Genomic DNA, 22872 nt, shown 5'->3' with positions numbered 1-22872 from the left:
CCTCGGTTGGGCGTGCGGCCGGGCCGGCCGTGGATCGAAGACGCACCGGAACCGTCGTAGCCGGGACAAGGTTCCCAGGCCAGCCGCGAATGGCCGCGGCGGGGGGAGGGGCGGCCTCGCCAGCCCACCACCGTTACCGCGAGGTATGGGGCGCAGGCTTCAACTTTTAATGTCATTGCCCGGCTTGACCGGGCAATCCAGGGGCCACCGAGAGCCGCTTTGGCCGCCCCTGGATGCCACGGTCAAGCCGTGGCATGACACATTGGGGGAATGGCGCCGCCTGGCATGGATTGCTTCGCCTCCTCGCAATGACGATGGAGGAGAGGCCGCGTCGCCGCCGGCCGTAAACACTTTGTTCATTGCGCAAGCGGTCTCAAATGTTCATGATATGTTCCATGGACAACGCGCCGATCGACGCCGCCCCTGCCGAGACCCCGCCGGTCGACCCCGACCGCGAGTGGACGGTGTGGGCGCTGGGCACCCTGCGCGAACTGGTCGACATCGACATGCGCACCGCCCGCCGGCTCGAGGGCCAGCACATCGTGGCCGGGAACCGGTTCGAGCCGCCCGTGATCGACTTCGCGCTGGCGCAGGCCCGCATCGCCCGCGCCGTGCGCCTGACCATCGCCATGACCGAGCGCATCCGCGAGGCCTACCGGACCCGCAAGGACGCGGCGGAGAAAGCCGCCGTCGAGATCCAGGAGCGCCGGCAGCGGCGGCGGGCGCAGGTCGCCCGCGCCGTGGCCGAGGCGTTGGGGCCGGAGCGGCCGGCCGGGGATGGTTCCAAGGGCGCCGAGCGCCCGGTCGCCGAACCGCGGGAGAGCCTGACCGAGACCGAGGTCCTGGACGTCGAGCTCGACACCCTGCCGATCGACGAGATCGTGCGGCGCATTTGCCGCCGCCTCGGCCGCGAGCCCGGTCGGCTGCCGCAGGGCTGGGACGACGTCGTCGTCGAAGCCGAGGCGGCCGAGCCGCTGGACGAGCCGCTCACCGATCCGCCCCCCGAAGCGCCCGAGCCCTCCGCAGATGCGGAAGAGGCCGGCCGACCAGCCCGCAAGCCGCCGAACAGCAGTTGAGGCGGTGGTGGATTCGCTTCCGATTCCCACCGGGACTGTCGCCTCTTCCGCCCGTTCTCCGTCATTGCGAGGAGGCGAAGCCGACGAATCCATCCATGGGCCCGCCCAAACGGCCCGATGGATTGCTTCGCTGCGCTCGCAATGACGGGGTTAGGAATGTGGAAAAGCCTCACGGGCGGTGAGGGCTCTTTCCCTCCGCCGGTGCCCGCCCTCACCCGGTCTCGCTGCGCGAACCCGACCTCTCCCGCAAGCGGGAGAGGTGACGCGGGCCGGCGGAATCGCTCGGCTCCGGGGCCCAGGCCGTTTGCGTCCTGGCGGCCCACCTCCTATAAACAGCCCACGATTCCCGACCCTGCAGATCGAGCGCGCGATGCACGACATCCGATTCATCCGAGAGCATCCCGAGGCCTTCGACAAGGGAATGGCTCGGCGGGGTCTGTCGCCGGTCGCCGCCGAACTGCTGTCGCTGGACGAACGCCGCCGCCAGATCACCACCGAGCTGCAGACGCTGCAGACCCGACGCAACGTGGCGTCGAAGGAGATCGGCGGGGTCAAGCAGAAGGGCGGCGACGCCCAGGCGCTGATCGACGAGGTCGCGTCGATCAAGACCCGGATGGGCGAGCTGGAGCAGGCCGACCGCGACGCCGAGGCGGCGCTGGCCGAGCGCCTGGCCGTGCTGCCGAACATCCCCGACGACGATGTGCCCGACGGGCCGGACGAGAGCGCCAATGTCGAGATCCGGCGCACCGGCGAGCCGCGCCGGCTGAACTCGGCCCGCGACCATGTCGACCTCGGCGAGGGCATGGGGCTGATGGATTTCGCCGCCGCGGCCAAGCTGTCCGGCGCCAGGTTCGTGGTGCTGCGCGGGCCGCTGGCCCGGCTGGAACGCGCCATCGGCCAGTTCATGATCGACCTGCACACCACCGAACACGGCTACACCGAGATCGCGCCGCCGCTGATGGTGCGCGATGAGGCGGTGTTCGGCACCGGCCAGCTGCCCAAATTCGCCGAGGACCTGTTCCGCACCACCAGCGGCCACTGGCTGATCCCGACCGCCGAGGTGCCGCTGACCAACCTGGTGGCCGGCGAGATCCTGGAGCAGGAGACCCTGCCGCTGCGCTTCACCGCGCTGACCCCGAGCTTCCGCTCCGAGGCCGGGTCGGCCGGGCGCGACACCCGCGGCATGATCCGCCAGCACCAGTTCAGCAAGGTCGAGCTGGTCAGCATCACCACGCCGGAGCAGTCGGCGCTGGAGCATGAGCGCATGACCGACTGCGCCGAGACCGTGCTGAAGCGCCTCGGCCTGGCGTTCCGCACCATCGTGCTATGCTCCGGCGACATGGGCTTCACCGCCCGCAAGACCTACGACATCGAGGTCTGGCTGCCGGGGCAGGGGCGCTATCGCGAGATCTCGTCCTGCTCGAACACCGGCGAGTTCCAGGCCCGGCGGATGCAGGCCCGGTTCAAGGCGGCGGGAGAGAAGGGGACGCGGTTCCTGCACACGCTGAACGGGTCGGGCGTGGCGGTCGGCCGGGCCCTGGTCGCGGTGCTGGAGACCTATCAGCGCCAGGATGGCTCGGTCGAGGTGCCGGAGGTGCTGCGCCCCTATATGGGCGGGCTCGAGATCCTGGAAGCGAAGGGCTGACGATGCGCATCCTCCTGGCCAATGACGACGGCATCAACTCCACCGGCTTCTCGGTGCTCGAAAAGATCGCGCGGGAGCTGACCGACGACGTCTGGGTCTGCGCGCCGGAGACCGAGCAGTCCGCCGTCAGCCATTCCCTGACCATCCACCGGCCGCTGCGGCTGCGGCAGATCGAGGAGAAGCGCTTCGCGGTCGACGGCACGCCGACCGACTGCGTGCTGCTGGCGGTCAACAAGGTGATGAAGGACAAGCGGCCGGACCTGGTGATGTCGGGCGTCAACCACGGCCGCAACATCGCCGAGGACGTGACCTATTCCGGCACCATCGCCGCGGCGATGGAGGCGACGCTGCTGGGCATCCGCGCCATCGCCTTCAGCCAGCAATTCGCCGACGGAAGGCGGCCGGACTGGGAGACGGCGGCGAAATGGGGCGCCGAGGTCGCGCGCAAGGCGATCGCCGCGACCTGGCCCAAGCATGTGCTGGTCAACATCAACTTCCCGGCGGTGGACCCGGACGCGGTCAAGGGCGTCGCCGTGGTGCCGCACGGCATCCGCAAGATCGGCGACGTGCTGGAGGAGCGCATCGACCCGCGCGGCCGCACCTATTTCTGGATCGGCACCAGCCGGACCGAGGAGGCGGTGCAGGGCGACGAGACCGACGTGGCCGCCCTGCGCGAGGGCCACATCACGGTGACGCCGCTGCATCTCGACCTCAACCACGCCGCGGCGATCCAGTCTCTCCGCGGCGCGTTCGCTCAGTAGGGGCGGCTGCCGCATGGCTTGGCTCCGTTTGGCCGAAAACACCGAGTCCCCCCTCCCCCCGCGGGAGGGGGGTAGGGGGAGGGGGTTCTCTCCGCCCCAGCCGGCGCTCGACCGAAATCCTGCCGATGCGACAGCCCATTCGCGCGCGGACGCGCGCAGACCCCTCCCCCTGACCCCCTCCCGCAAGGGGAGGGGGGACAAGGACATGGAGCGGTCCTCCTGGACCGGATCCCGTCCATGATCGCCGAGCCGCGGCTGATCCGGCTCTTGATGACCCTGCGCCGGTCGGGGATCTCGGACCATCGCGTGCTCGGCGCCATCGAGCGGGTGCCGCGCGAGGCGTTCGTGCCCGACGCCTTCCTCGACCAGGCCTATGAGGACATCGCCCTGCCGATCGGCCATGGCCAGACCATCAGCCAGCCCATGGTGGTCGGGCTGATGACCCAGGCGCTGGCGGTCACCGACCGGCACAAGGTGTTGGAGATCGGCACCGGCTCCGGCTACCAGGCCGCGGTGCTGGCCCGGATCTGCCGCCGCCTCTACACCATCGAGCGGCACAAGCCGCTGCTCGACCTGGCGCTGGGGCGGATCGCGAGCATGCGCATCAGCAACATCACCGCGCGCTGGGGCGACGGCATGAAGGGCTGGCCGGAACAGGCCCCGTTCGAGCGCATCATCGTGACCGCCGCCCATCGCGGCGACCTGCCGCCCCACGCGCTGACGGACCAGCTCGCGATCGGTGGTATAATCGTGATTCCCATGGGTGACGAGAAGCGGAACCAGCGCTTGGTCCGCTTCACGCGCACCGAGACCGGGTTGGAGCGGGAGGATCTGTGGCCAGTTCGCTTCGTGCCGTTGCTGCCGGACCTTCCCGACGGGGAGGATGGCGGTTCCGGTCAATCCTACTGACGGGCCTCGCGGTAGCGGGCCTCTCGGCCTGCAACGCGCCGCCCAGCGCGGATGACCTGGCGCAGCGCCCGGCGACCGCCCAGGTCCAGCCGGGCGACGACGTGCTGTCGATCGTCCGCCGCTACGACGTGTCGATGCCGCAGCTGATCGCGCTGAACGGGCTGCAGCCGCCCTACGCCCTGCAGACCGGCCAGACGCTGCGCCTGCCCGGTGCGCCCGGCGCCCTGCCGGGGGCGGCGCCGACCATCACGCTGCCCAATTCCGGCGGCATCACCGCCACCGGGCCGACCTCGATCACGCCGATGGGTGGCACCCCGCTGGGCACCGCGACGGTGACGCCCGGCGCCAACGGCCTTTCGGTCCAGCGCCTGCCGCCGCCGGGCGGCGCCGCGGCGCCGGTGCAGCCGGGCGTGGTCCCGCCGCCGGTGCCCGGCACCGTGCCGCCCGCCGTGCCGGGTGTCGCCACCCCGACGCCGACCGGGCCGCTGTCGATCGTGCCCAAGCCGGCCAGCCCCGCCGTCGTGACGCCGCCCGTGGTGGCGGCGCCGGCGGTGACCCAGCCCCCGGCGCGCACCGCCAGCGCGGCCAGCCATTTCGCCTGGCCGGTCCACGGCTCGCTGATCGCCGGCTACAACGCGCCGCTCGCCGGCAAGCCGAACCAGGGCATCAACATCGCCGCCGCCGCCGGCACCCCGATCAAGGCGGCCGGCGCCGGCACCGTGGCCTATGCCGGCAACGAGCTGCGCGGCTACGGCAACCTGGTGCTGATCCAGCATGGCGACGGGCTGGTCACCGCCTATGCCCATGCCGCGTCGCTGTCGGTGAAAAAGGGCGATTCCGTTTCGGCGGGCCAGACCATCGGCACGGTCGGCCAGACCGGCGCGGTCGACCAGCCGCAGCTGCATTTCGAGGTGCGCAAGAACAGCTCGCCGGTCGACCCCACCAAGTACCTGCCGCCGGGCTGAGCCGAGTGGCTGGTCGCCCCCGCCTATCCGGCGGCGTCCAGCCTCTGGCCCAGCCGGCCGGCGAGGTCCTGGATGTACTGCCAGGCGACGCGGCCGGAGCGCGAGCCGCGGGTGATGGTCCACTCCAGCGCCTCGGCCCGCATCGTGTCCGGGTCGACCTCAAGGCCGAAGGCGGCGGCGTAGCCCTGCACCATCTCGAGATAGGTGTCCTGGTTGCAGCCGTGGAAGCCGAGCCACAGGCCGAAGCGGTCGGACAGCGACACCTTCTCCTCCACCGCCTCGCCGGCGATGATCGCGGTCGACCGCTCGTTCTCGATCATCTCGCGCGCCAGGATATGGCGGCGGTTCGAGGTGGCGTAGAACACCACATTCTCCGGCCGGCCCTCGATGCCGCCCTCCAGGATCGCCTTCAGCGACTTGTAGCTGGCGTCCTGGCCGTCGAAGGACAGGTCGTCGCAGAACAGGATGAAGCGGCGGGTGGAGGCGCGCAGCAGCTGCAGCAGCCGGGGCAGCGAGCCGATGTCCTCGCGATGGATCTCGACCAGCGCCAGGATGCCGCCGGCCTCGCCGTTCACCGCCGCATGCACCGACTTGACCAGCGAGCTCTTGCCCATGCCGCGGGATCCCCACAGCAGGGCGTTGTTGGCCGGCAGCCCGCGGGCGAAGCGGCGGGTGTTCTCCAGCAGCTGGTCGCGCTGCAGCATGATGCCCTGCAGCAGGCGCAGCTCGACCCGGCTGACCGCCGGCACCGGCTGCAGCCGGTGCCGGTCGGCGTCCCAGGTGAAGGCGTCGGCGCTGGCCAGGTCGGTCGGCGCCGGGACCGGCGGCGACAGCCGCTCCAGCGCCTCGGCGATGCGGGTCAGGTGATGCAGATAGGTCGCATCGAGGTCGGCCAACGGTCATACTCCTTCGCTCCGGGCCTGCCGACGCTATCGATCGGTCCCGCCGAGATCAATCCCGCCGGACATGATTGCCGCAGCCGTGGAGACCGGATTCCGTTGCAACCGTAGCCCTGGCCGCTATAGTCGCGCGCGTCTATAAAGGTGGAGCGAGTGATGTTGATTTCCGAGGCCTATGCCCAGGCGGCTGGGGCCGGTGCATCCGGCGGCGCCGGCATGCTTGTGCAGTTTGCGCCGCTCGTCCTCATCTTCGTGGTGTTCTACTTCCTGCTCATCCGGCCGCAGCAGAAGCGGGCGAAGGAGCATCGCGACATGCTCGGCTCCGTGCGCCGCGGCGACCGTGTCGTCACCGGCGGCGGCATCGTGGGCTTGGTGACAAAGGTCGCCGACGACGAGCTGACCGTCGAGATCGCCGAGAATGTCCGGGTCAAGGTGATCCGCAGCACCGTCACCACCATCCTGGCCCGCACCGAGCCGGCGAAGAACGGCGGGTCCAAGAGCACGGATGCGGATGACGACAGCACGCCGCCGGCCGCCAACGCGCCGGTCGAGGCCGAGAAGCCGAAGGGGTTCGGCCGCTTCCTGTCGCGCAAGTGATCTGAGCGGGGCGGAGCGGGATGGTCGAGATCTCCTCCGTCATCCCGCCCGGGCGGCGGATGATCGACGGCTATCCGGCCGGCGGCTTCCGCATTTCCGGCGGGCTGTTCCACGGCCCGATGCTGGTGTGGCCCGAGAGCCAGGAGCCCTGGTCGCCCGAGCGGATCGAGGACCTCACGCTGGCCCATCTCGACCCGGTGCGGCGGATCGACCCGCCGGTCGAGGTGCTGCTGATCGGCTGCGGCCCGCGCATGGTGCTGCTGCCCTCGGCGCTGCGGCGGCAGATCCGCGAAGCCGGGATCGGCATGGACGCGATGGACACCGGCGCCGCCTGCCGCACCTTCAACGTCCTGATCTCGGAAGGCCGGCGCGTCGCCGCGGCGCTGATCCCGGTCTGACTTCGCCCCCGGAGTTGTTTAACCCGGCCGCTTGTCTACACTTGAAGCGAGCAGCAGACAGCAGCAGGGAGGCGTGACATGAAGCCAATGACGGCGGGCATCACCGGGGCCGCGGACGGGATCGACGGCATCTCCTGGTCGATCCTGGGCCAGACCTATGTGCCCAAGCAGATCTCCGTAGACAGCTTCGCCTGGCACGCCACCTTCGGGGTCGGCACCTTCGTGCCGCCGCACATCCATCCGCTGCAGGACGAGTTCCTGTACATCCTCGAGGGCCGGCTCGACTTCTGGCTCGACGGCGTCGACGCCAGCGCCGCCGTCGGCGACCTCGTGCGCCTGCCCAAGGGCATTCCGCACGGCATCTTCAACAACAGCGGCGCCATCGCCAAGTCGCTATTCTGGGTGGCGCCGACCGGCCGGCTGGTCGAGCTGTTCCAGGCCATCCACGACCTGCCGCAGCAGACGCCCGAGGCGGTGGTGGCGCTGGCCGCCCGCTACGACGTCAACTTCCTGCCGCCGCCGGCTTAGCGACGAAGCCGGCGACCGAGGCGTAGCCGCGGACGATCGCCTGGCGCTGGTCATGCGGCAGGACGGCGTCGATGTCGCTGAAGCCGTCGGGCGCCAGCTGCTCGACGGCATCGATCACGCCCTCCGGCCCGCCGACCCGGTTGAGGCGGACGATCTCGGCGGTCTTCGGCCGGCGATCCTGCTCGTAGCGGTCCAGCGCCGCCGCGACGTCCCCGGTCTCGGCGAGGGCATCGGCCAGGGCGCGGGCGTCGAGGATGGCCTGCGACGCGCCGTTCGACCCGACCGGGTACATCGGATGCGCCGCGTCGCCCAGCAGCGTCACCCGGCCATGGCGCCAGCGCGGCAGCGGGTCGCGGTCGCACATCGGGTATTCCCAGAACTCCGGCGTCGCCGCGACGATCGCCGAGATGTCGGCCTCGGGCAGCGCGAAGCGGGCGGCATGGGGCAGCACCTCGGCCAGCTGTCCCGGCCGCGACCAGTCCTCGCGGCGCGGCGGCGGCGTGCTGCCGTCGCCCAGCCGGACGCAGACCGCCCAGTTGGTCAGCCGCGTCTCCGGTGTCTCGCCCGGTGCGATGGGGTACAGCACGGCCTTCGCCTGCATGCCGCCGGCGACGATCATGGTCCGCCCGTCCATATAGGCCGGCCAGTCCCTGGCGCCGCGCCAGATCATCATGCCGTTCCAGCGTGGCGGACCCTCGCCGGGATACAGCGCGCCACGCACCGTGGAATGAATGCCGTCGGCGCCGACCAGTAGGTCGCCGCGCACCGATCCTGCCGGAGCGCCGTGGCGGTCGACGAAATGGGCGACGACCCCGTCTTCGTCCTGCTCGAAACCGGCCAGCCGACGGCCGTTATGGATCTCGCCGCCCAGCCGCTCGCGGGCCGCCTGGTGCAGGGCGCCATGCAGCCGGCCACGATGGATCGAGAACTGCGGCACGGCGAAGCCGGCGTCCAGGCCGCGCGGCTCGCGCCAGATCACCTGGCCGAAGCGGTTGCAGTACAGCAGCTCGCGGGTGCGGATGGCGATGGCGTCGAGCCGGTCGAGCAGCCCCAGCCCGGCGAGCTCCTGGATGGCATGCGGCAGGGTGTTGATGCCGACGCCGATCTCGCGGCTCTCGCTCGCCTGCTCGAACACCGCGCAGTCCAGCCCGCGCGCCTGCAGCATCAGCGCCGTCACCAGCCCGCCGACGCCGCCGCCGACGATGATCGCCTTCATCGGTCCCCGGTCCTTTCCCTGAAGGTGGGGGCGGGCCCGGCCCGCCGCGATGTGTGGTCCGGCAGATAGTTTAGGCTTGAAGCGTTCCCTGGCAAGCGCCCCGCGGCCGCAGGCCCATCACCGGTGGCGGTCCGCGCGGCGACGGGGCATATAGGGGCGGCCATGCCGACATCAGATCTTCTGGGACAGAATGGCGAGCAGGTTCGCCGGCTCGACCATGACCGCTACCTGACCTGCCTGTTCACGCCCGCGCCGCGGCGCGCGGCGCTGTTCGCGCTCTACGCCTTCAACATCGAGGTGGCGAAGACGCGCGAGGTGGTCAGCCAGCCGCTGCTGGGCCAGATCCGGCTGCAATGGTGGCGCGACGCCATAGGCGAGATCTATGACGCGCGGCCGCGGCGGCACGAGGTGTTGGACGAGCTGGCGCCCGCGGTGGCGGCGCATCAGCTCAGCCGGAGCCATTTCGAGACCGTGATCGAGGCCCGCGAGCGCGACCTGGAGGACGAGCCGCCGGCGGTGCTGGCCGATCTCGAACGCTACGCCGCCGACACCGCCGGGCCGCTGCTGCGCCTGCATCTCGAGGTGCTGGGCATCCGCGACGGCGCCGCACACGAAGCGGCGGTCAAGATCGGCACCGCCTGGGCCCTGGTCGGGCTGATGCGGGCGATCCCGTTCCACGCCCGGCAGAAGCGGCTGTACCTGCCGGAGGACATCGTCGCGGCCGCCGGGGTCGAGCGCGGCCTGCTGTTCGAGATGAAGCCGCATGAGGGCCTGCAGCGGGCCGTGGCGCAGGTGGCGGATGCCGCCGCTTCACGCCTGGCCGAGGCGCGGGCGCTGCGGCGCGGGGTGCCGCGGGCGGCGGTGCCGGCGCTGCTGTCCGCCCGCCTCGCCGACGGCTATCTGCGCCGGCTGCGCCGGGCCGACCATAACGTCTTCGCCGCCCTGGTGCAGGAGCCGCCGCCGCTGCGCCAGGCCGATCTGGTGCGCGGCGCCGTTCTCGGGCGCTACTGAACGAGTGGGTTGGGTTCGCCAAGCGAACCCAACCTGCGGGTCACGCCGCCTCGCGCCGCCCCAGCCACAGGTCGAGATCGGCCAGCGCCCGCTCGGCATAGAGGGTCTTGCGGTCACGGCCCTTGACCTTCTTCTGGCCGGGCTGGCGCTCCGGCACCTCCGGCGGCGGGAACAGGCCGAAATTGACGTTCATCGGCTGGAAGGTGTCGGCTACGCCGCCGCCGGTGATGTGGCCGACCAGGGCGCCCAGCGCGGTGGTCGCCGGCGGCTGGACGATGGCCTGGCCCAGCCGCTCCGCCGCGGCCATGCGGCCGGCCAGCAGGCCGATCGCGGCGCTTTCGACATAGCCTTCGACGCCGGTGATCTGCCCGGCGAAGCGCAGGCGCGGCAGCGCCTTCAGCCGCAGCGTCGGGTCCAGCACCCGCGGGCTGTTCAGGAAGGTGTTGCGGTGCAGCCCGCCCAGCCGCGCGAACTCGGCGTTCTGCAGGCCCGGGATCATGCGGAACACCCGCACCTGCTCGGCGTATTTCATCTTGGTCTGGAAGCCGACCATGTTGAACAGCGTGCCCAGCGCGTTGTCCTGGCGCAGCTGCACCACGGCCCAGGGCCGGCGCTCGCTGTGCGGGTTGGTCAGCCCGACCGGCTTCATCGGGCCGAAGCGCAGCGTCTCCGCCCCGCGTTCCGCCATCACCTCGACCGGCAGGCAGCCGTCGAAATACGGCGTGTCCTTTTCCCAGTCCTTGAACTCGGTCTTGGGCGCTGCCAGCAGCTCGGCGATGAAGGCCTCATACTCCTCCTTCGACATCGGGCAGTTGATGTAGTCCTTGCCGGTGCCGCCGGGGCCGGGCTTGTCGTAGCGCGACTGGAACCAGGCGGTGTCGAAGTCGATCGATTCGCGGTGGATGATCGGGGCGATGGCGTCGAAGAAGGCCAGTTCGGCCTCGCCGGTCAGGCCGCGCACCGCCTCGGCCAGGGCCGGGGAGGTGAGAGGGCCGGTGGCGACGATGACGCTGTCCCAGGCCTCGGGCGGCAGGCCGGCGACCTCGCCGCGCTCGACCGTCACCAGCGGGTGGCTTGCCAGCTCGGCGGTCACGGCGGCGGAGAAGCCGTCGCGGTCGACCGCCAGCGCGCCGCCGGCCGGCACCTTGTGAGCATCGGCATGGCGCAGGATCAGCGACCCGCAGCGCCGCATCTCCTCATGCAGCAGGCCGACGGCGTTGTACATCGCGTCGTCGGAGCGGAAGGAGTTGGAGCAGACCAGCTCGGCAAAGCCGTCGGTCTGGTGTGCCTCGGTGCCGCGCACTGGCCGCATCTCGTGCAGCACCACGGGCACGCCGGCCGACACCAGCTGCCAGGTCGCCTCGCTGCCGGCGAGGCCGGCGCCGATGACATGGACGGGGGCGGGCGTGGGGGTGGTCATGCTCGGGGAACCATCTTTCTGCGGAGGGCGGATTGATACGCCCGATCGTTCCATTCAGGCAACGGGCCAGGCAACGGGCGCGGTGAGGGATCGGCCGCCTTTGTCATGCCATTCTCCTGCATGTATCTATGGCGGTGCGCGGAACGACGCGGCCGAAGGGAAGGGGACCATCGCATGGCTTCGACGCGGGGATGGCTGTGGACGGCGCTGCCGGTCCTGGCCCTGGGCCTTCAGCTGCATGCGGCACCCGCCGCGGCGCAGCAAACCCCGGCCGCCGGCACCAACAACTCCTGCATCTTCGCCAATGACGGCGAATGCGACGAGACCAACGGCACCTGCGCCGCCGGCACCGACAGCGCCGATTGCCGGCCGGGTGCCGCGGCTGACCCCGCGAATTCCTGCCGCTTCGCCTTCGACCATCGCTGCGACGAGCCGGGCAAGGGCTCCGGCCACTGCGCCGCCGGCACCGACACGGCGGATTGCGCCGCCGCCGCGGCACCGCCCGTTCCGGTCCAGACTCCGCAGACTGCGCCGGCCCAGACGACAGCCCCGGCCACCGGGCCGGGCGACGACAGCTGCCCCTTCGCCAAGGATCATGACTGCGACGAGCCCGTGATCGGCTCCGGCGCCTGCGCCGCGGGCACCGACACCACCGACTGCAAGGCCAAGCAGGGCGCCGTCCCGACCCAGCCGCCAGCGCCGGTCGCGCCGCAGCAATCCGCCCCGCCGCCCGATGCCGCCGACGGCTGCCCCTTCGCCCGGGACGGCGAATGCGACGAGCCGGGCATCGGCTCGGGGGCCTGCAACGCCGGGACCGACACCACCGATTGCAAGGCCAAGCGCGGCGACCTGCCGGTGCCGGCCTCGCCGACGCCGCCCTCGGGCGCCAGCAACGACAGCTGCCCCTTCGCCAAGGACGGTGAGTGCGACGAACCCGGCATCGGCTCGGGCGCCTGCACCGCGGGCACCGACGCGACCGACTGCAAGGCGCATCCCGCTGGCCAGACCCCGGCGGTTCCCGCTCCGCCCGCGGCCAGCGGTGACGACAGCTGCCAGTTCGCCAAGGACCATGAATGCGACGATCCGGATGGCGGCACCGGCCTATGCGCCCCGAACACCGACGTGACCGACTGCCGGGCGGGCGCGGTGTCCCCGACCCCAGCCACGCCGGCTCCGCCGGCCGCCCCTCCGGCCGGCGAGAAGACCTGGTCGGGACCGGCCGATTCTTGTGAGTTCGCCCATGACGGCGAATGCGACGAGCCGGGCAAGGGCACCGGGCTGTGCAGCGCCGGCACGGACACCGCGGATTGCGCGGCGGCCGGCGGCAGCCCCGCCCCCGGCAACAGCACTCAGGGCAGCGGCGCCGGGGCGGCAACTCCGGCCGCTTGCCCCTTCACCAAGGACGGTGATTGCGACGAGCCGGGCAAAGGCACCGGCCTGTGCGCCGCCGGCACCGATGTGGACGATTGCCGCGGGAAGTGAGGGCGGCTTGGTTTGGGCCGAAGTCTGACATCATAAGGTGTCATTGCCCGGCTTGACCGGGCAATCCAGGGGCCACGAAGACCGCTGCGGCCGCCCCTGGATGCCATCCTTGGACTTGATCCGAGGGCAAGCCGTGACATGACAAACAGGGCGGAGGTCCGGCCGCCGTTGGCCTCAGCCGGCCGACGTCCAGTCGATCTTCCGCTCCTCACGGAGGGCGAAGCGCACGAGGTGGGAGGCCATGACGCCCTCCAGCCGGGTCAGGCCGACCATATCCGGTGAATCGCCGCGCAGGACCAGCGTGTCCGGGGGGGCGGCGAGGGGCGCGGTGCCCATCTCGAAGGTGATCTGGCCCTTTTCGATGGATCACAGGTGGGACGACTGCGAGCCGTTCCCAATAGCGCCGGCTATCGTGTCCTTGCGGCCAGGGCGCAGAAGCCAGTCAGGAACCGGATCAGGTCCGACAGCCGCCCGATCTATCGCTGGCGATGCGCTGCGGCCGAATGCGGCGGACACGATGCCGCATCGGCCCGATCCCCGGGGCACCGGCATCCAAGCCGTGCTCTGATGGCGCAAACAAGGTTTCGCGATGACAGCTTGTGACGAGACGCACGATCCCCGGCGCCGCAGCTGGGTCGCCACCGCCAACCGGGACGGGGCCGATTTCCCGATCCAGAACCTGCCCTTCGGCGTCTTCAGCCCGGCCGGCCGGGCGCCGCGCTTCGGCATCGCCATCGGCGACAGCATCCTGGATGTCGGCGCCGCCCATGCCGCCGGGCTGCTGATCGGCGCCGCGGCCGAGGGCGCCGAGGCCGCGCAGGGTGGGGCGCTGAATGCTCTGTTCGCGCTGCCGGCCTCTGTCCGCACCGAACTGCGCCGGCAGGTGGTGGCGCTGCTCGACGCGGCGGCGCCGCCGCGGCCCGAACTGCTGCACGATGGCGCCGCCTGCCGGCTGCACCTGCCGACCGAGGTGCGGAACTACACCGACTTCTTCGCCGGCATCCATCACGCCCGTGCCGCCGGCGCCCTGCTGGCGCCGGACAATCCGCTGCCGTCCAACTACAAATGGGTGCCGATCGCCTATCACGGCCGCGCCTCCTCGGTCCGCGCCAGCGGCAGCGAGGTGCGGCGACCGCAGGGCCAGCGCGCGCCGCGCAGCGGCGGTGACGGGCGGCCGGGCTTCGGCCCGTCGCAGTTGCTGGACCTCGAGCTGGAGATGGGCTTCTACATCGGCCCCGGCAACGACCTCGGCGACCCGATCCCGGTGGCCGAGGCGGGCGAGCGGATCGTCGGCTTCTGCCTGCTGAACGACTGGTCGGCGCGCGACATCCAGCGCTGGGAGATGGTCCCGCTGGGGCCGTTCCTGAGCAAGAGCTTCAGCACCACGGTCTCTCCCTGGGTGGTCACATCAGACGCGCTGCGGCCGTTCCGCGTGCCGGCCATGGTGCGGCCGGAGGGCGACCCGGCGCCGCTCGACCATCTGCTTGATGGCGCCGACCAGGAAGCGGGCGGGCTGGATGTCGAGCTGACGGTGTGGCTGTCCACCGCCCGGATGCGGGCGGAGGGACAGGGGCCGACCGTCATCATCACCTCCAACGCCCAGTACCTGTACTGGACGCCGGCGCAGATGGTGGCGCATCACAGCTCCGGCGGTTGCAATCTGCTGCCGGGGGACCTGCTGGGCACCGGCACCATCTCCGGCCCGACCCGGGCGCAGCTCAGCAGCCTGCTGGAGCTGACCATGGGCGGGCGCGAGCCGGTGACGCTGCCGAACGGCGAGCAGCGCGGCTTCCTCGCCGACGGCGACGAGGTCACCTTCACCGCCCGGTGCCGGCGCGACGGCTTCGTGCCGATCGGCTTCGGCGCCTGCACCGGCACCATCGTTCCCTGATCCGAAACCCGAGACCGGACCATGCCCAAGCTCATCGACATCTCGATCCCGCTGGAGAACGACGTTCCGGCCGACCCGCCGTTCCAGAAGGTCTCGATCACCTACCGCGCCCATGAGGAGACGGCGCGCGAGATCGCCTTCGTGTTCCCGGGGCTGAAGCCGGAGCAACTGCCCGACGGCATGGGCTGGGCGGAGGAGAGGGTCGCGATCTCGACCCACAACGGCACCCATCTCGATGCGCCCTGGCACTACCACCCGACGATGGATGGCGGCAAACGCGCCATCACCATCGACGAGGTGCCGCTGGAATGGTGCTTCCAGCCCGGCATCAAGCTGGACTTCCGGCACCTGGCCGACGGCCATATCGTCACCCCGGCCGAGATCGACGCGGAGCTGGCGCGGATTGGCCACACCCTCAAGCCGCTCGAGATCGTGCTGGTCAACACCCGGGCCGGCGCCCGCTACGGCGAGGCCGACTATGTCGACAGCGGCTGCGGCATGGGCCGCGACGCCACGCTGCACATGCTGAACCAGGGCGTCCGCCTGGTCGGCACCGATGGCTGGAGCTGGGACGCGCCGTTCAGCCACACGGCCAGACGCTTCAAGGAGACCGGCGACGCCAGCCTGATCTGGGAAGGCCACAAGGCCGGCCGCGACATCGGTTACTGCCACCTGGAGAAGCTGCACAATCTCGAGGCGCTGCCGTCCAAGGGCTTCACCGTCAGCTGCTTCCCGGTGAAGATCCGCGCCGCCTCGGCCGGCTGGACCCGGGCGGTGGCGATCCTGCCGGATTAGTAAACTCGTTCCTTCGGCGGGATCGACGCGACCTCGTTGGACAGCGGCTGCATGTGCACCGGGCGATAGTCCAGGCGGACCTGCCCGTCCTCATCCAGCCAAGCCAGCGTGTGCTTCAGCCAGGCCGCGTCGTCCCGCTTTGGGAAGTCCTCCCGGGCGTGGGCGCCGCGGCTTTCGGTGCGGCCGATGGCGGAATGCAGGCTGACCGTCGCCTGCTGCAGCATGTTGTCCAGCTCCAGCGCCTCGGCCAGGTCGGTGTTGAACACCATCGACCGGTCGGCCAGGCCGAGGTCGGACCGCATCGGGCCGGTGACCTCGTTCAGCTTGCCCAGGCCCTCTTCCATCAAGGGGCCGTCGCGGAACACGGCGCAGTGCCGCTGCATGATGCGTTGCATCGCCAGCCGGATGTCGCCGGCGCTGCTGCCGCCCTTGGCCCAGCGCACCCGGTCCAGCCGGGCGATCGCCTTGTCGGTCGCCGCCGCCGGCAGGGGCGCGTGGCTCTCGCCCGGCCGCAGCGTGTCGACCGCCCGGTGCGCCGCCGCCCGGCCGAACACGATGATGTCGAGCAGCGAGTTCGACCCCAGCCGGTTGGCGCCGTGCACCGAGACGCAGGCCGCTTCGCCGATCGCCATCAGCCCGCGGACCACGGCCTCGGGGTCGCCGTCGCGGATCGTGGTGGCTTCGCCATGCCGGTTGGTCGGCACCCCGCCCATGTTGTAGTGCACGGTCGGCAGCACCGGGATCGGCTCGCGCGTCACATCGACCCCGGCGAAGATCTTCGCGGTCTCGCTGATGCCGGGCAGCCGCTGGTGCAGCACCTCGGCGCCGAGATGCTCGAGATGCAGCAGGATGTGGTCCTTCTGCGGGCCGCAGCCGCGCCCCTCGTTGATCTCGATGGTCATCGAGCGGCAGACCACGTCGCGGCCGGCCAAGTCGCGCGCAGTCGGGGCATAGCGCTCCATGAAGCGCTCGCCTTCGCTGTTGGTGAGATAGCCGCCCTCGCCGCGCGACCCCTCGGTGATCAGGCAGCCGGAGCCGTAGATGCCGGTCGGGTGGAACTGGGTGAACTCCATGTCCTCCAGCGGCAGGCCGGCGCGCAGGGCCATGGCGTTGCCGTCGCCGGTGCAGCTGTGCGCCGCGGTGCAGGAGAAGTAGACCCGGCCGTAGCCGCCGGTCGCCAGCACCGTGCGGTGGGCGCGGAAGCGGTGCAGCGTGCCGTCCTCGACATTCCAGGCCAAGAGGCCGCGGCAGGCGCCGTCCTCGTCCATCAAGAGGTCGAGCGCGACGTATTCGACGAAGAACTCGGTGCGGTGGGCCAGGCACTGCTGGTACAGCGTGTGCAGGATGGCGTGGCCGGTGCGGTCGGCCGCGGCGCAGGTCCGCCGCGCCATCTGCTTGCCGTAGTCCAGCGTCTGGCCGCCGAAGGGGCGCTGGTAGATCCGGCCGTCCTCGGTGCGCGAGAACGGCACGCCGAACTGCTCCAGCTCCAGCACCGCCGGCGCCGCCTCGCGGCACATGTATTCGATGGCGTCCTGGTCACCGAGCCAGTCGGAGCCCTTGACCGTGTCGTACATATGGAAGCGCCAGTTATCGCCGTCGCCCATGTTGCCCAGCGATGCCGCCATGCCGCCCTGGGCCGCGACGGTGTGGCTGCGGGTGGGGAACACCTTGGTGACGCAGGCGGTCTTCAGCCCCGACGCCGCCATGCCCAGCGCGGCGCGCATCCCGGCGCCGCCGGCGCCGACGATGACCACGTCGTGGCTGTGGTCGATGATGGTGTAGGCCTGGGTCATGACGATGCTCCCGAAGGCTTGGCCCTGGTCGCCAGCGACAGGATCAGGTCGATCGCCAGGGCCAGGGTGACGGCGGTGCCGCCGACCACGAACAGCAGCCGGTAGTCCCCGCCGGTGTGGTTGAACAGATAGGACAGGCCGTAGGCGGCCATGGCCTGGAACAGGGCGAAGCTGGTGGTGGCCCGGCCCCAGGCCGCCCGCTGCGCCTCGGCGCCATGCGGGATCAGCTCATGGATGCGGCCCAGCACCAGCGGCACGATGCCGGGGGTGAAGCCGCCGATGATGATGCAGGACACGATCAGCACCGCCGGTTCGCTGCTGAAGGCCGGCAGCGACGCCGCGACCGCCTCGATCAGGAACGACACCCGCAGCGCCGGGCCGAAGCCGGCGCGGTCCGCCATGTGCCCGGCCAGCAGTGGCCCGACGATGGCGCCCAGCCCGTACAGCACCCAGTAGGCGGAGCCGACGGCGACGCCCTGGCCCAGGCCGCGCGCCACGAAGTCGACGACGAAGACCATATGCGGCACCAGGGCGACGGCGTTCAGGCCGTATTCCAGCATCAGCGCCGGGATGGCGATGGAATGCCGGGCGCGGCCGGGGCCATGCGACGGGGCTGGAGCAGCCGCGGCCGCATCGGTCTTCGGCCAGGCCGCCCAGCTGACCAGGGTCAGCACGGCGGACAGCGCGGCCAGCCCGTACCAGCTTTCGCGCAGGCCCTGCTGCAGCAGCAGCGGCACCAGCGTGCCCGAGGCGGCGATGCCCAGGCCGACCCCGGCGAAGATCATGCCGCCGACGATGCCGCGCTTGCCCGGGGCGGTGTGCGGCAGCACGGTCGAGGCGGCGAGCACCATGATCACGCCGCCGCTCAACCCCGCCAGGAAGCGCCAGGCGAAGAACCAGAGGAAGGCGACCGGGACGGAGCAGGCGAGGCAGGACAGCGTCGCCAGCACCATGGTGCCGCGCAGAGCCGGCACCGCCCCGGTCCGGGCCGCGATCGGCCGCGCCAGCAGGGCGCCGGCGAGGTAGCCGGCCAGGTTCGCCGCGCCGAGATAGACCACGTCGGACGGGCTGAACCATTCCGCCGCGATCAGCGCCGGGATCAGCGGCGTGTACGCGAAGCGCGCAAGCCCCAGCCCGACCAGCGAGGCGCACAGCCCCGCCGTGGCGAAGCGCCAGACCGGCCCGGCCGGCTGCGGATGATGGCGGCCCCGGCCATGGGGGCGGCGGCTGTCGATCGCGGTGTGCATGCCCCTAAGCTAGGCGCGCTGCCTCACCGGCGGTAGCGATCAGTTCAGATGAAAAGCCATCACGATCAGCGATGGCTTCGGGCCAGCGCCAGCGGCTCCCCCAGCCGGACGGCCGGGGAGGGCCGGGCGATCTGCAGGAAGGCGGACAGGGCGCTGGACGGGTGGGCGTCGGCGCGCCTGATGAAGACGGTGTCGACCCGCTCGGTCCAGGCCGGTGGCGAGAAGGCGCGGATGCGGCGGTCGCGCAGCGCCTGGGTGACCACACCCTTGGGCAGCAGCGAGATGCCCATGCCGGCGGCGACGCAGCCGATGATGCCGTCCAGCGTGCCGATCTCGATCACCCGGACCTTGACGATGCCCTGCGCCGCCAGGATGCTTTCCAGCCGCTGGCGGTAGGAGCAGTCGGACCGGAAGGCGACGATCCTGAGGTCGGGCATGGACCCGAGGTCGTCGAGGCTTTCGATCCCCGGCGCGGCGACGATCGCCATCTCCTCGGCGAACACCGTCTCCGCCGTAAGCTCGGGGTGGTCGACCGGGCCGGCGACGAAGGCGCCGTCCAGTTCGCGCGCGATCACCGCCCGGGTCAGCCAGGGCGTGGTGCCGGTGGTCAGCGACAGGTCGACCTGGGGATAGGCCTGGGTATAGGCGGCCAGCACCTCCGGCAGCCGCAGCCCCGCCGTGGTCTCCATGCTGCCGATCGACAGCGGCCCGCGCGGAGTGCCGTCATCCTGCGCCGCCCGTTTGGCCTGGCGGATCAGATCGGCGATCTGCACCGCGAAGGGGCGCAGGCGCCGGCCGGCCGCGGTCAGGGTGACGCCGCGGCTGTGGCGGTCGAACAGGGCGACGCCCAGCTCCTCCTCCAGCTGCCGCAGCCGCGCCGTGACATTCGACTGGACGGTGTGCAGTTCCGTGGCGGCGCGGCCGATGCCGCCGGTGCGGGCGACGGCCTCGAAGATCCTCAGATCCTTGTCGTTCACGATGCGCCTCCGGCCAGCCCCGACAGCATGCATATCGGGTGGCACCCCCTGGCAAGCAAAGACTCGCTACGCAGCCGGGCTGCCGGATCAGCCCGGCAGCAGGCTCCGCATTGCCGCGGCGGTCTCGATCGCCGCCGCGACATCCTCGTCGTCGTTCTCGTCCTCGACATGCCACAGGGCGGACAGCACCGCCTGGGCGAAGGCCCAGCGCAGGATGCGGTCCTCGGGCAGGCCGAGCGTCGCGGCGAAGATCCGTGCCCGCGCCGCGATGGTGCGCGGATCGTTGTAGAGGTCGCGGGCCTCGCCCGGGTTGCGCAGGCTGGCGCCGGTCTCATAGGCCAGTTCGCCGATCACGCCCTTGGGATCGATCACCAGCCAGCCGCGGTCGCCGCCGTCCAGCACGTTCTCGTGGTGCAGGTCGCCATGCAGCAGGAAGCGCCGGCCCTGGGTGGCGCAGAGGTCCATGAACTCCGCCTCGGCCCGGTCCAGCAAGTCGGTTGGCACTTCGGTGTTCGGCTCACCGGCGCGATAGCGGGCGAAGGCCTGGCCCCAATCCTCCACCGTCGGCCACGGGCCGGGCGGCGGGTCGTCCTGGTGCAGGTCTGCGATCACCCGGCACAGGATGCGCACGGCCTCGTCGTCCCGGCCGGCCAGCACGGTCCCGGTCAGCTCCGTGCCCGGCAAGGCGCGTTCCAGCAGCACGGCGTTGTGCTCATGGCCCAGCACCCGCACGGCGCTGCGGCCGCGGTAATGCGCCAGCATCGCCGTGGCCAAGGCCTCGTCGCTGCCGGGCTTCAGCACCTTCAGCACGGCGCGGTACAGGCCGCGGCGGACGAAGGCGACATGGGCGCCGTTGCGCTCCACCGCCTCGCCATCGGCCTCCAGATCCCACCGGTCGAGCCACAGCTCGACCGGTGTCATCGCGCTGGTCATGGTTTCCAGGCCAGCATCGCCTCCAGTACCCGGCGCAGCACCGCCTGCAGCGGCTTGGCGCGCTCCGCCTGATAGGTGAAGGGCGGGTCCTCATCCATGTAGTGGCGCTCGGCCAGCTCCATCTGCAGGGCGTGGACGCCCTGCTGCGGCTGGCCGTAATGGCGGGTGATGATGCCGCCCTTGAACCGGCCGTCGACCACATGGGTGAAGCCCTCGGCCGTGCGGCAGATCTCCGCGATGCGGTCCTTCAGCGCCGGGGCCGCCGAGGCGCCGGCGTTGCTGCCGAGATTGAGGTCGGGCAGCAGCCCGTCGAACAGCCGCGGCACCCGCGACCGGATCGAATGCGCGTCATACAGCAGGGCGTAGCCATGCTGCGCCTTGATCCGCTCCAGCTCCGCCGCCAGGGCGGCGTGATACGGCTTCCACACCGTCTCGATCCGCTGGGCGATGTCGGCCGCATCCGGCTCCGCGCCGGGCTGGTAGAGCGGCCTTCCGTCGAAATTGATGGTCGAGCACAGGCCGGTGGTGGCCTGGCCGGGATACAGGCTCTGGTCGTCCGTCGGGCGGTTCAGGTCGACGACATAGCGCGATTGCACCGCCTGGATGATGCTGACGCCCAGCCCTTCGGCGAAGCCGTATAGCCGGTCGAGATGCCAGTCGGTGTCGCGCAGCAGCTGGCCTTCCGGCGTGAACCTCGCCCGGATCGCATCCGGGACCCCGGTGCCGACATGGGGAATGCTCAACAGCAGGGGCGCGGTGCCCTGGTGCAGGCGGAACGCATCCATCACGCGGCCCTCTTCGCGGTGCTCGGCAGCAGCCCGGCGGCGTCGGCCAGGAAGGTGCCGGCCTGGACCAGCCGCTTCGCCGCCTCGATGTCGGGGGCGAAGAAGCGGTCCTCGTCCCATTTCCGCACCTTGGCCCGGATCACGGCGACCGCCGCCTCGATCCGCTCGGCGCTGCGCAGCGGGCGGTGGAAGTCGATGCCCTGCGCCGCGGCCAGCAGCTCGACGCCGACGATCACGGCGGTGTTCTCGGCCATGTCGCCCAGGCGCCGGGCGGCATGGGTCGCCATCGACACATGGTCTTCCTGGTTGGCCGAGGTCGGCAGGCTGTCGACTGAGCTCGGATGCGCCAGGCTCTTGTTCTCGCTCGCCAGCGCCGCGGCGGTGACATGGGCGATCATGAAGCCGGAATTGACGCCGGGGTCGGACACCAGGAAGGGCGGCAGGCCGGACAGGTTGCTGTCGGTCAAGAGCGCGATCCGCCGTTCCGACATGGCGCCGATCTCGGCGATCGCCAGGGCCAGGTTGTCGGCGGCGAAGGCCACCGGCTCGGCGTGGAAGTTGCCGCCGGAGATGACGTCGCCGGTCTCCGGGAACACCAGCGGGTTGTCGGACACGGCGTTGGCCTCGATCTCCAGCACCTTGGCGGCGTGGCGGATCTGGTCGAGGCAGGCGCCCATCACCTGGGGCTGGCAGCGCAGGGAGTAGGGATCCTGCACCCGGTCGTCATTCTCGACATGCGAGGCGCGGATGGCACTGTGGTCGAGCAGGCCGCGCAGCGTCGCCGCCACCTCGATCTGGCCCGGCTGGCCGCGCCATTCGTGGATGCGGGCATCGAACGGCGCGTCGGAGGCGCGGGCGGCGTCGACCGACATGGCGCCGGCGACCAGGCCGGCGGCGAACACCTCTTCCGCCGCGAACAGGCCGAACAGGGCCAGCGCGGTCGAGACCTGGGTGCCGTTCAGCAGAGCCAGGCCCTCCTTCGGCGCCAGGGTCAGCGGCTTCAGCCCGATCTGGCGCAGCGCGTCGGCCGCGGGCCAGCGCTTGCCCTTGAGCCGGACCTCGCCTTCGCCGAGCAGTGCTGCGGACATGTGGGCGAGGGGCGCGAGGTCGCCGGAGGCGCCGACCGAACCCTTGGCCGGGATGCAGGGATAGGCGCCGGCGTCGAGCAGCGCCTGCAGCGCCTCGATCACCGCCCAGCGCACGCCGGACCGGCCGCGGGCGAGTCCGTTGAGCTTGAGCGCCAGGATCAGCCGGACCACGGCATCGTCCAGCAGCGGGCCGGTGCCGACCGCATGCGACAGCACCAGGTTGGTCTGCAGCTGCTCCAGCCGGTCGGTCGGGATCCGGGTCTGGGCCAGCTTGCCGAAGCCGGTGTTGATGCCGTAGGCGGTGCGGTTCTCGGCGACGATCGCGGCGACCGTGGCGGCGCCGGCCTCGACCCCGTCCCGGCAGGCGGGATCGAGCCGGACGGCGCCGTCGCCGCGGGCGATGGCGCGAAGCTGGGGCAGCGTCAGCCTGCCGGCGGTGAAGATGATATCGGCCAT

At 71.2% G+C, this 22872-nt stretch carries 22 protein-coding genes; 12 read left to right on the top strand and 10 right to left on the bottom strand.

The window, feature by feature from the left end:
- Positions 1–395 precede the first annotated feature (395 nt).
- The 5 genes from E9232_RS06750 (at position 396) to E9232_RS06730 (ending at position 5356) form a co-directional block, all read left to right on the top strand.
- Complete coding sequence (locus E9232_RS06750) at positions 396–1076, top strand: hypothetical protein (RefSeq protein ID WP_309792905.1); 681 nt, start codon at positions 396–398, stop codon at positions 1074–1076.
- 370 nt (positions 1077–1446) lie between these two features.
- Complete coding sequence (gene serS, locus E9232_RS06745) at positions 1447–2721, top strand: serine--tRNA ligase (protein WP_309792903.1); 1275 nt, start codon at positions 1447–1449, stop codon at positions 2719–2721.
- A 2-nt stretch (positions 2722–2723) separates the two neighbouring features.
- Positions 2724–3482, top strand: coding sequence for a 5'/3'-nucleotidase SurE (gene surE / locus E9232_RS06740; RefSeq protein WP_309792902.1), 759 nt, complete (start codon positions 2724–2726; stop codon positions 3480–3482).
- A 237-nt stretch (positions 3483–3719) separates the two neighbouring features.
- The gene (locus tag E9232_RS06735) at positions 3720–4391 is read left to right on the top strand and encodes a protein-L-isoaspartate(D-aspartate) O-methyltransferase (protein ID WP_309792900.1); all 672 of its coding nucleotides are present in this window, start codon (positions 3720–3722) and stop codon (positions 4389–4391) included.
- Positions 4392–4492: 101 nt separating this feature from the next.
- Positions 4493–5356, top strand: coding sequence for a peptidoglycan DD-metalloendopeptidase family protein (locus E9232_RS06730; RefSeq protein ID WP_445351981.1), 864 nt, complete (start codon positions 4493–4495; stop codon positions 5354–5356).
- 23 nt (positions 5357–5379) lie between these two features.
- Here E9232_RS06730 and E9232_RS06725 read toward each other — a convergent pair whose 3' ends face one another.
- Positions 5380–6252 carry an ATP-binding protein gene (locus E9232_RS06725; RefSeq protein ID WP_309792896.1) on the bottom strand — a complete coding sequence of 291 codons (873 nt, stop codon included), beginning with the start codon at positions 6250–6252 and terminating at the stop codon, positions 5380–5382.
- 159 nt (positions 6253–6411) lie between these two features.
- Between E9232_RS06725 and yajC the strand changes: the two genes are divergently transcribed.
- The 3 genes from yajC (at position 6412) to E9232_RS06710 (ending at position 7778) form a co-directional block, all read left to right on the top strand.
- Entirely contained in the window at positions 6412–6852 is a 441-nt protein-coding gene (gene yajC / locus E9232_RS06720) for a preprotein translocase subunit YajC (RefSeq protein ID WP_309792894.1), read from the top strand.
- A 20-nt stretch (positions 6853–6872) separates the two neighbouring features.
- A complete protein-coding gene (locus tag E9232_RS06715) occupies positions 6873–7250 on the top strand; it encodes an Mth938-like domain-containing protein (RefSeq protein ID WP_309792892.1) in 378 nt (125 codons plus the stop codon).
- A 78-nt stretch (positions 7251–7328) separates the two neighbouring features.
- Complete coding sequence (locus E9232_RS06710; RefSeq protein ID WP_309792890.1) at positions 7329–7778, top strand: cupin domain-containing protein; 450 nt, start codon at positions 7329–7331, stop codon at positions 7776–7778.
- Here the strand turns inward: E9232_RS06710 and E9232_RS06705 are convergent.
- Positions 7753–8994, bottom strand: coding sequence for a flavin-dependent oxidoreductase (locus E9232_RS06705; protein ID WP_309792889.1), 1242 nt, complete (start codon positions 8992–8994; stop codon positions 7753–7755). The genes E9232_RS06710 and E9232_RS06705 overlap by 26 nt on opposite strands.
- Before the next feature lie 162 nt (positions 8995–9156).
- On the opposite strand from E9232_RS06705, the gene E9232_RS06700 reads away from it, so the two are divergent.
- On the top strand, positions 9157–10005 hold the full coding sequence (locus E9232_RS06700) for a phytoene/squalene synthase family protein (RefSeq protein WP_309792887.1): 849 nt from the start codon (positions 9157–9159) through the stop codon (positions 10003–10005).
- 40 nt (positions 10006–10045) lie between these two features.
- Here the strand turns inward: E9232_RS06700 and trmFO are convergent, their stop codons facing one another.
- A complete protein-coding gene (gene trmFO, locus E9232_RS06695) occupies positions 10046–11425 on the bottom strand; it encodes a methylenetetrahydrofolate--tRNA-(uracil(54)-C(5))-methyltransferase (FADH(2)-oxidizing) TrmFO (protein ID WP_309792885.1) in 1380 nt (459 codons plus the stop codon).
- Between the two features lie 174 nt (positions 11426–11599).
- On the opposite strand from trmFO, the gene E9232_RS06690 reads away from it, so the two are divergent.
- Positions 11600–12907 (top strand): hypothetical protein, encoded by a 1308-nt coding sequence (locus E9232_RS06690; protein ID WP_309792883.1) that lies wholly within the window; start codon positions 11600–11602, stop codon positions 12905–12907.
- A gap of 174 nt (positions 12908–13081) precedes the next feature.
- On the opposite strand, the gene E9232_RS06685 is transcribed toward E9232_RS06690, so the two are convergent.
- Positions 13082–13255, bottom strand: coding sequence for a DUF2218 domain-containing protein (locus E9232_RS06685; protein ID WP_309793163.1), 174 nt, complete (start codon positions 13253–13255; stop codon positions 13082–13084).
- 241 nt (positions 13256–13496) lie between these two features.
- Between E9232_RS06685 and fahA the strand changes: the two genes are divergently transcribed.
- Positions 13497–14798 carry a fumarylacetoacetase gene (gene fahA / locus E9232_RS06680; protein WP_309792881.1) on the top strand — a complete coding sequence of 434 codons (1302 nt, stop codon included), beginning with the start codon at positions 13497–13499 and terminating at the stop codon, positions 14796–14798.
- 21 nt (positions 14799–14819) lie between these two features.
- Entirely contained in the window at positions 14820–15593 is a 774-nt protein-coding gene (locus E9232_RS06675) for a cyclase family protein (RefSeq protein WP_309792878.1), read from the top strand.
- Here the strand turns inward: E9232_RS06675 and sdhA are convergent.
- From sdhA to hutH, 6 genes are all read right to left on the bottom strand, one after another.
- Complete coding sequence (gene sdhA / locus E9232_RS06670; RefSeq protein WP_309792875.1) at positions 15590–17386, bottom strand: succinate dehydrogenase flavoprotein subunit; 1797 nt, start codon at positions 17384–17386, stop codon at positions 15590–15592. The genes E9232_RS06675 and sdhA overlap by 4 nt on opposite strands.
- Positions 17383–18633: a YbfB/YjiJ family MFS transporter gene (locus E9232_RS06665; protein ID WP_309792873.1), complete on the bottom strand. Its 1251-nt coding sequence runs from the start codon at positions 18631–18633 to the stop codon at positions 17383–17385. Before E9232_RS06665 ends, sdhA begins: the two co-directional genes overlap by 4 nt.
- A 65-nt stretch (positions 18634–18698) precedes the next feature.
- Complete coding sequence (locus tag E9232_RS06660) at positions 18699–19610, bottom strand: LysR family transcriptional regulator (protein ID WP_309792871.1); 912 nt, start codon at positions 19608–19610, stop codon at positions 18699–18701.
- Positions 19611–19697: 87 nt separating this feature from the next.
- Positions 19698–20543, bottom strand: coding sequence for an aminoglycoside phosphotransferase family protein (locus tag E9232_RS06655; protein WP_309792870.1), 846 nt, complete (start codon positions 20541–20543; stop codon positions 19698–19700).
- Positions 20540–21328 (bottom strand): N-formylglutamate deformylase, encoded by a 789-nt coding sequence (gene hutG / locus E9232_RS06650; RefSeq protein WP_309792868.1) that lies wholly within the window; start codon positions 21326–21328, stop codon positions 20540–20542. Before hutG ends, E9232_RS06655 begins: the two co-directional genes overlap by 4 nt.
- Positions 21328–22872 (bottom strand): histidine ammonia-lyase, encoded by a 1545-nt coding sequence (gene hutH, locus E9232_RS06645; protein ID WP_309792866.1) that lies wholly within the window; start codon positions 22870–22872, stop codon positions 21328–21330. The genes hutG and hutH overlap by 1 nt, the downstream gene beginning before the upstream one ends.

The organism is Inquilinus ginsengisoli, assembly GCF_031453975.1.
GTDB classification, from domain to species: domain Bacteria; phylum Pseudomonadota; class Alphaproteobacteria; order DSM-16000; family Inquilinaceae; genus Inquilinus; species Inquilinus ginsengisoli_A.
Note: the sequence above shows the minus strand (reverse complement) of the source record. Positions and strands in the feature narration are given on the sequence as shown.

Bases quoted from the DNA above. Each gene is read 5' to 3' on its own strand.
- E9232_RS06750 (WP_309792905.1), top strand. From the start codon at position 396: ATGGACAACGCGCCGATCGACGCCGCCCCTGCCGAGACCCCGCCGGTC.
- serS (WP_309792903.1), top strand. From the start codon at position 1,447: ATGCACGACATCCGATTCATCCGAGAGCATCCCGAGGCCTTCGACAAG.
- surE (WP_309792902.1), top strand. From the start codon at position 2,724: ATGCGCATCCTCCTGGCCAATGACGACGGCATCAACTCCACCGGCTTC.
- E9232_RS06735 (WP_309792900.1), top strand. From the start codon at position 3,720: ATGATCGCCGAGCCGCGGCTGATCCGGCTCTTGATGACCCTGCGCCGG.
- yajC (WP_309792894.1), top strand. From the start codon at position 6,412: ATGTTGATTTCCGAGGCCTATGCCCAGGCGGCTGGGGCCGGTGCATCC.
- E9232_RS06715 (WP_309792892.1), top strand. From the start codon at position 6,873: ATGGTCGAGATCTCCTCCGTCATCCCGCCCGGGCGGCGGATGATCGAC.
- E9232_RS06710 (WP_309792890.1), top strand. From the start codon at position 7,329: ATGAAGCCAATGACGGCGGGCATCACCGGGGCCGCGGACGGGATCGAC.
- E9232_RS06705 (WP_309792889.1), bottom strand. From the start codon at position 8,994: ATGAAGGCGATCATCGTCGGCGGCGGCGTCGGCGGGCTGGTGACGGCG.
- E9232_RS06700 (WP_309792887.1), top strand. From the start codon at position 9,157: ATGCCGACATCAGATCTTCTGGGACAGAATGGCGAGCAGGTTCGCCGG.
- trmFO (WP_309792885.1), bottom strand. From the start codon at position 11,425: ATGACCACCCCCACGCCCGCCCCCGTCCATGTCATCGGCGCCGGCCTC.
- E9232_RS06690 (WP_309792883.1), top strand. From the start codon at position 11,600: ATGGCTTCGACGCGGGGATGGCTGTGGACGGCGCTGCCGGTCCTGGCC.
- fahA (WP_309792881.1), top strand. From the start codon at position 13,497: ATGACAGCTTGTGACGAGACGCACGATCCCCGGCGCCGCAGCTGGGTC.
- E9232_RS06675 (WP_309792878.1), top strand. From the start codon at position 14,820: ATGCCCAAGCTCATCGACATCTCGATCCCGCTGGAGAACGACGTTCCG.
- sdhA (WP_309792875.1), bottom strand. From the start codon at position 17,386: ATGACCCAGGCCTACACCATCATCGACCACAGCCACGACGTGGTCATC.
- E9232_RS06665 (WP_309792873.1), bottom strand. From the start codon at position 18,633: ATGCACACCGCGATCGACAGCCGCCGCCCCCATGGCCGGGGCCGCCAT.
- E9232_RS06655 (WP_309792870.1), bottom strand. From the start codon at position 20,543: ATGACCAGCGCGATGACACCGGTCGAGCTGTGGCTCGACCGGTGGGAT.
- hutG (WP_309792868.1), bottom strand. From the start codon at position 21,328: ATGGATGCGTTCCGCCTGCACCAGGGCACCGCGCCCCTGCTGTTGAGC.
- hutH (WP_309792866.1), bottom strand. From the start codon at position 22,872: ATGGCCGATATCATCTTCACCGCCGGCAGGCTGACGCTGCCCCAGCTT.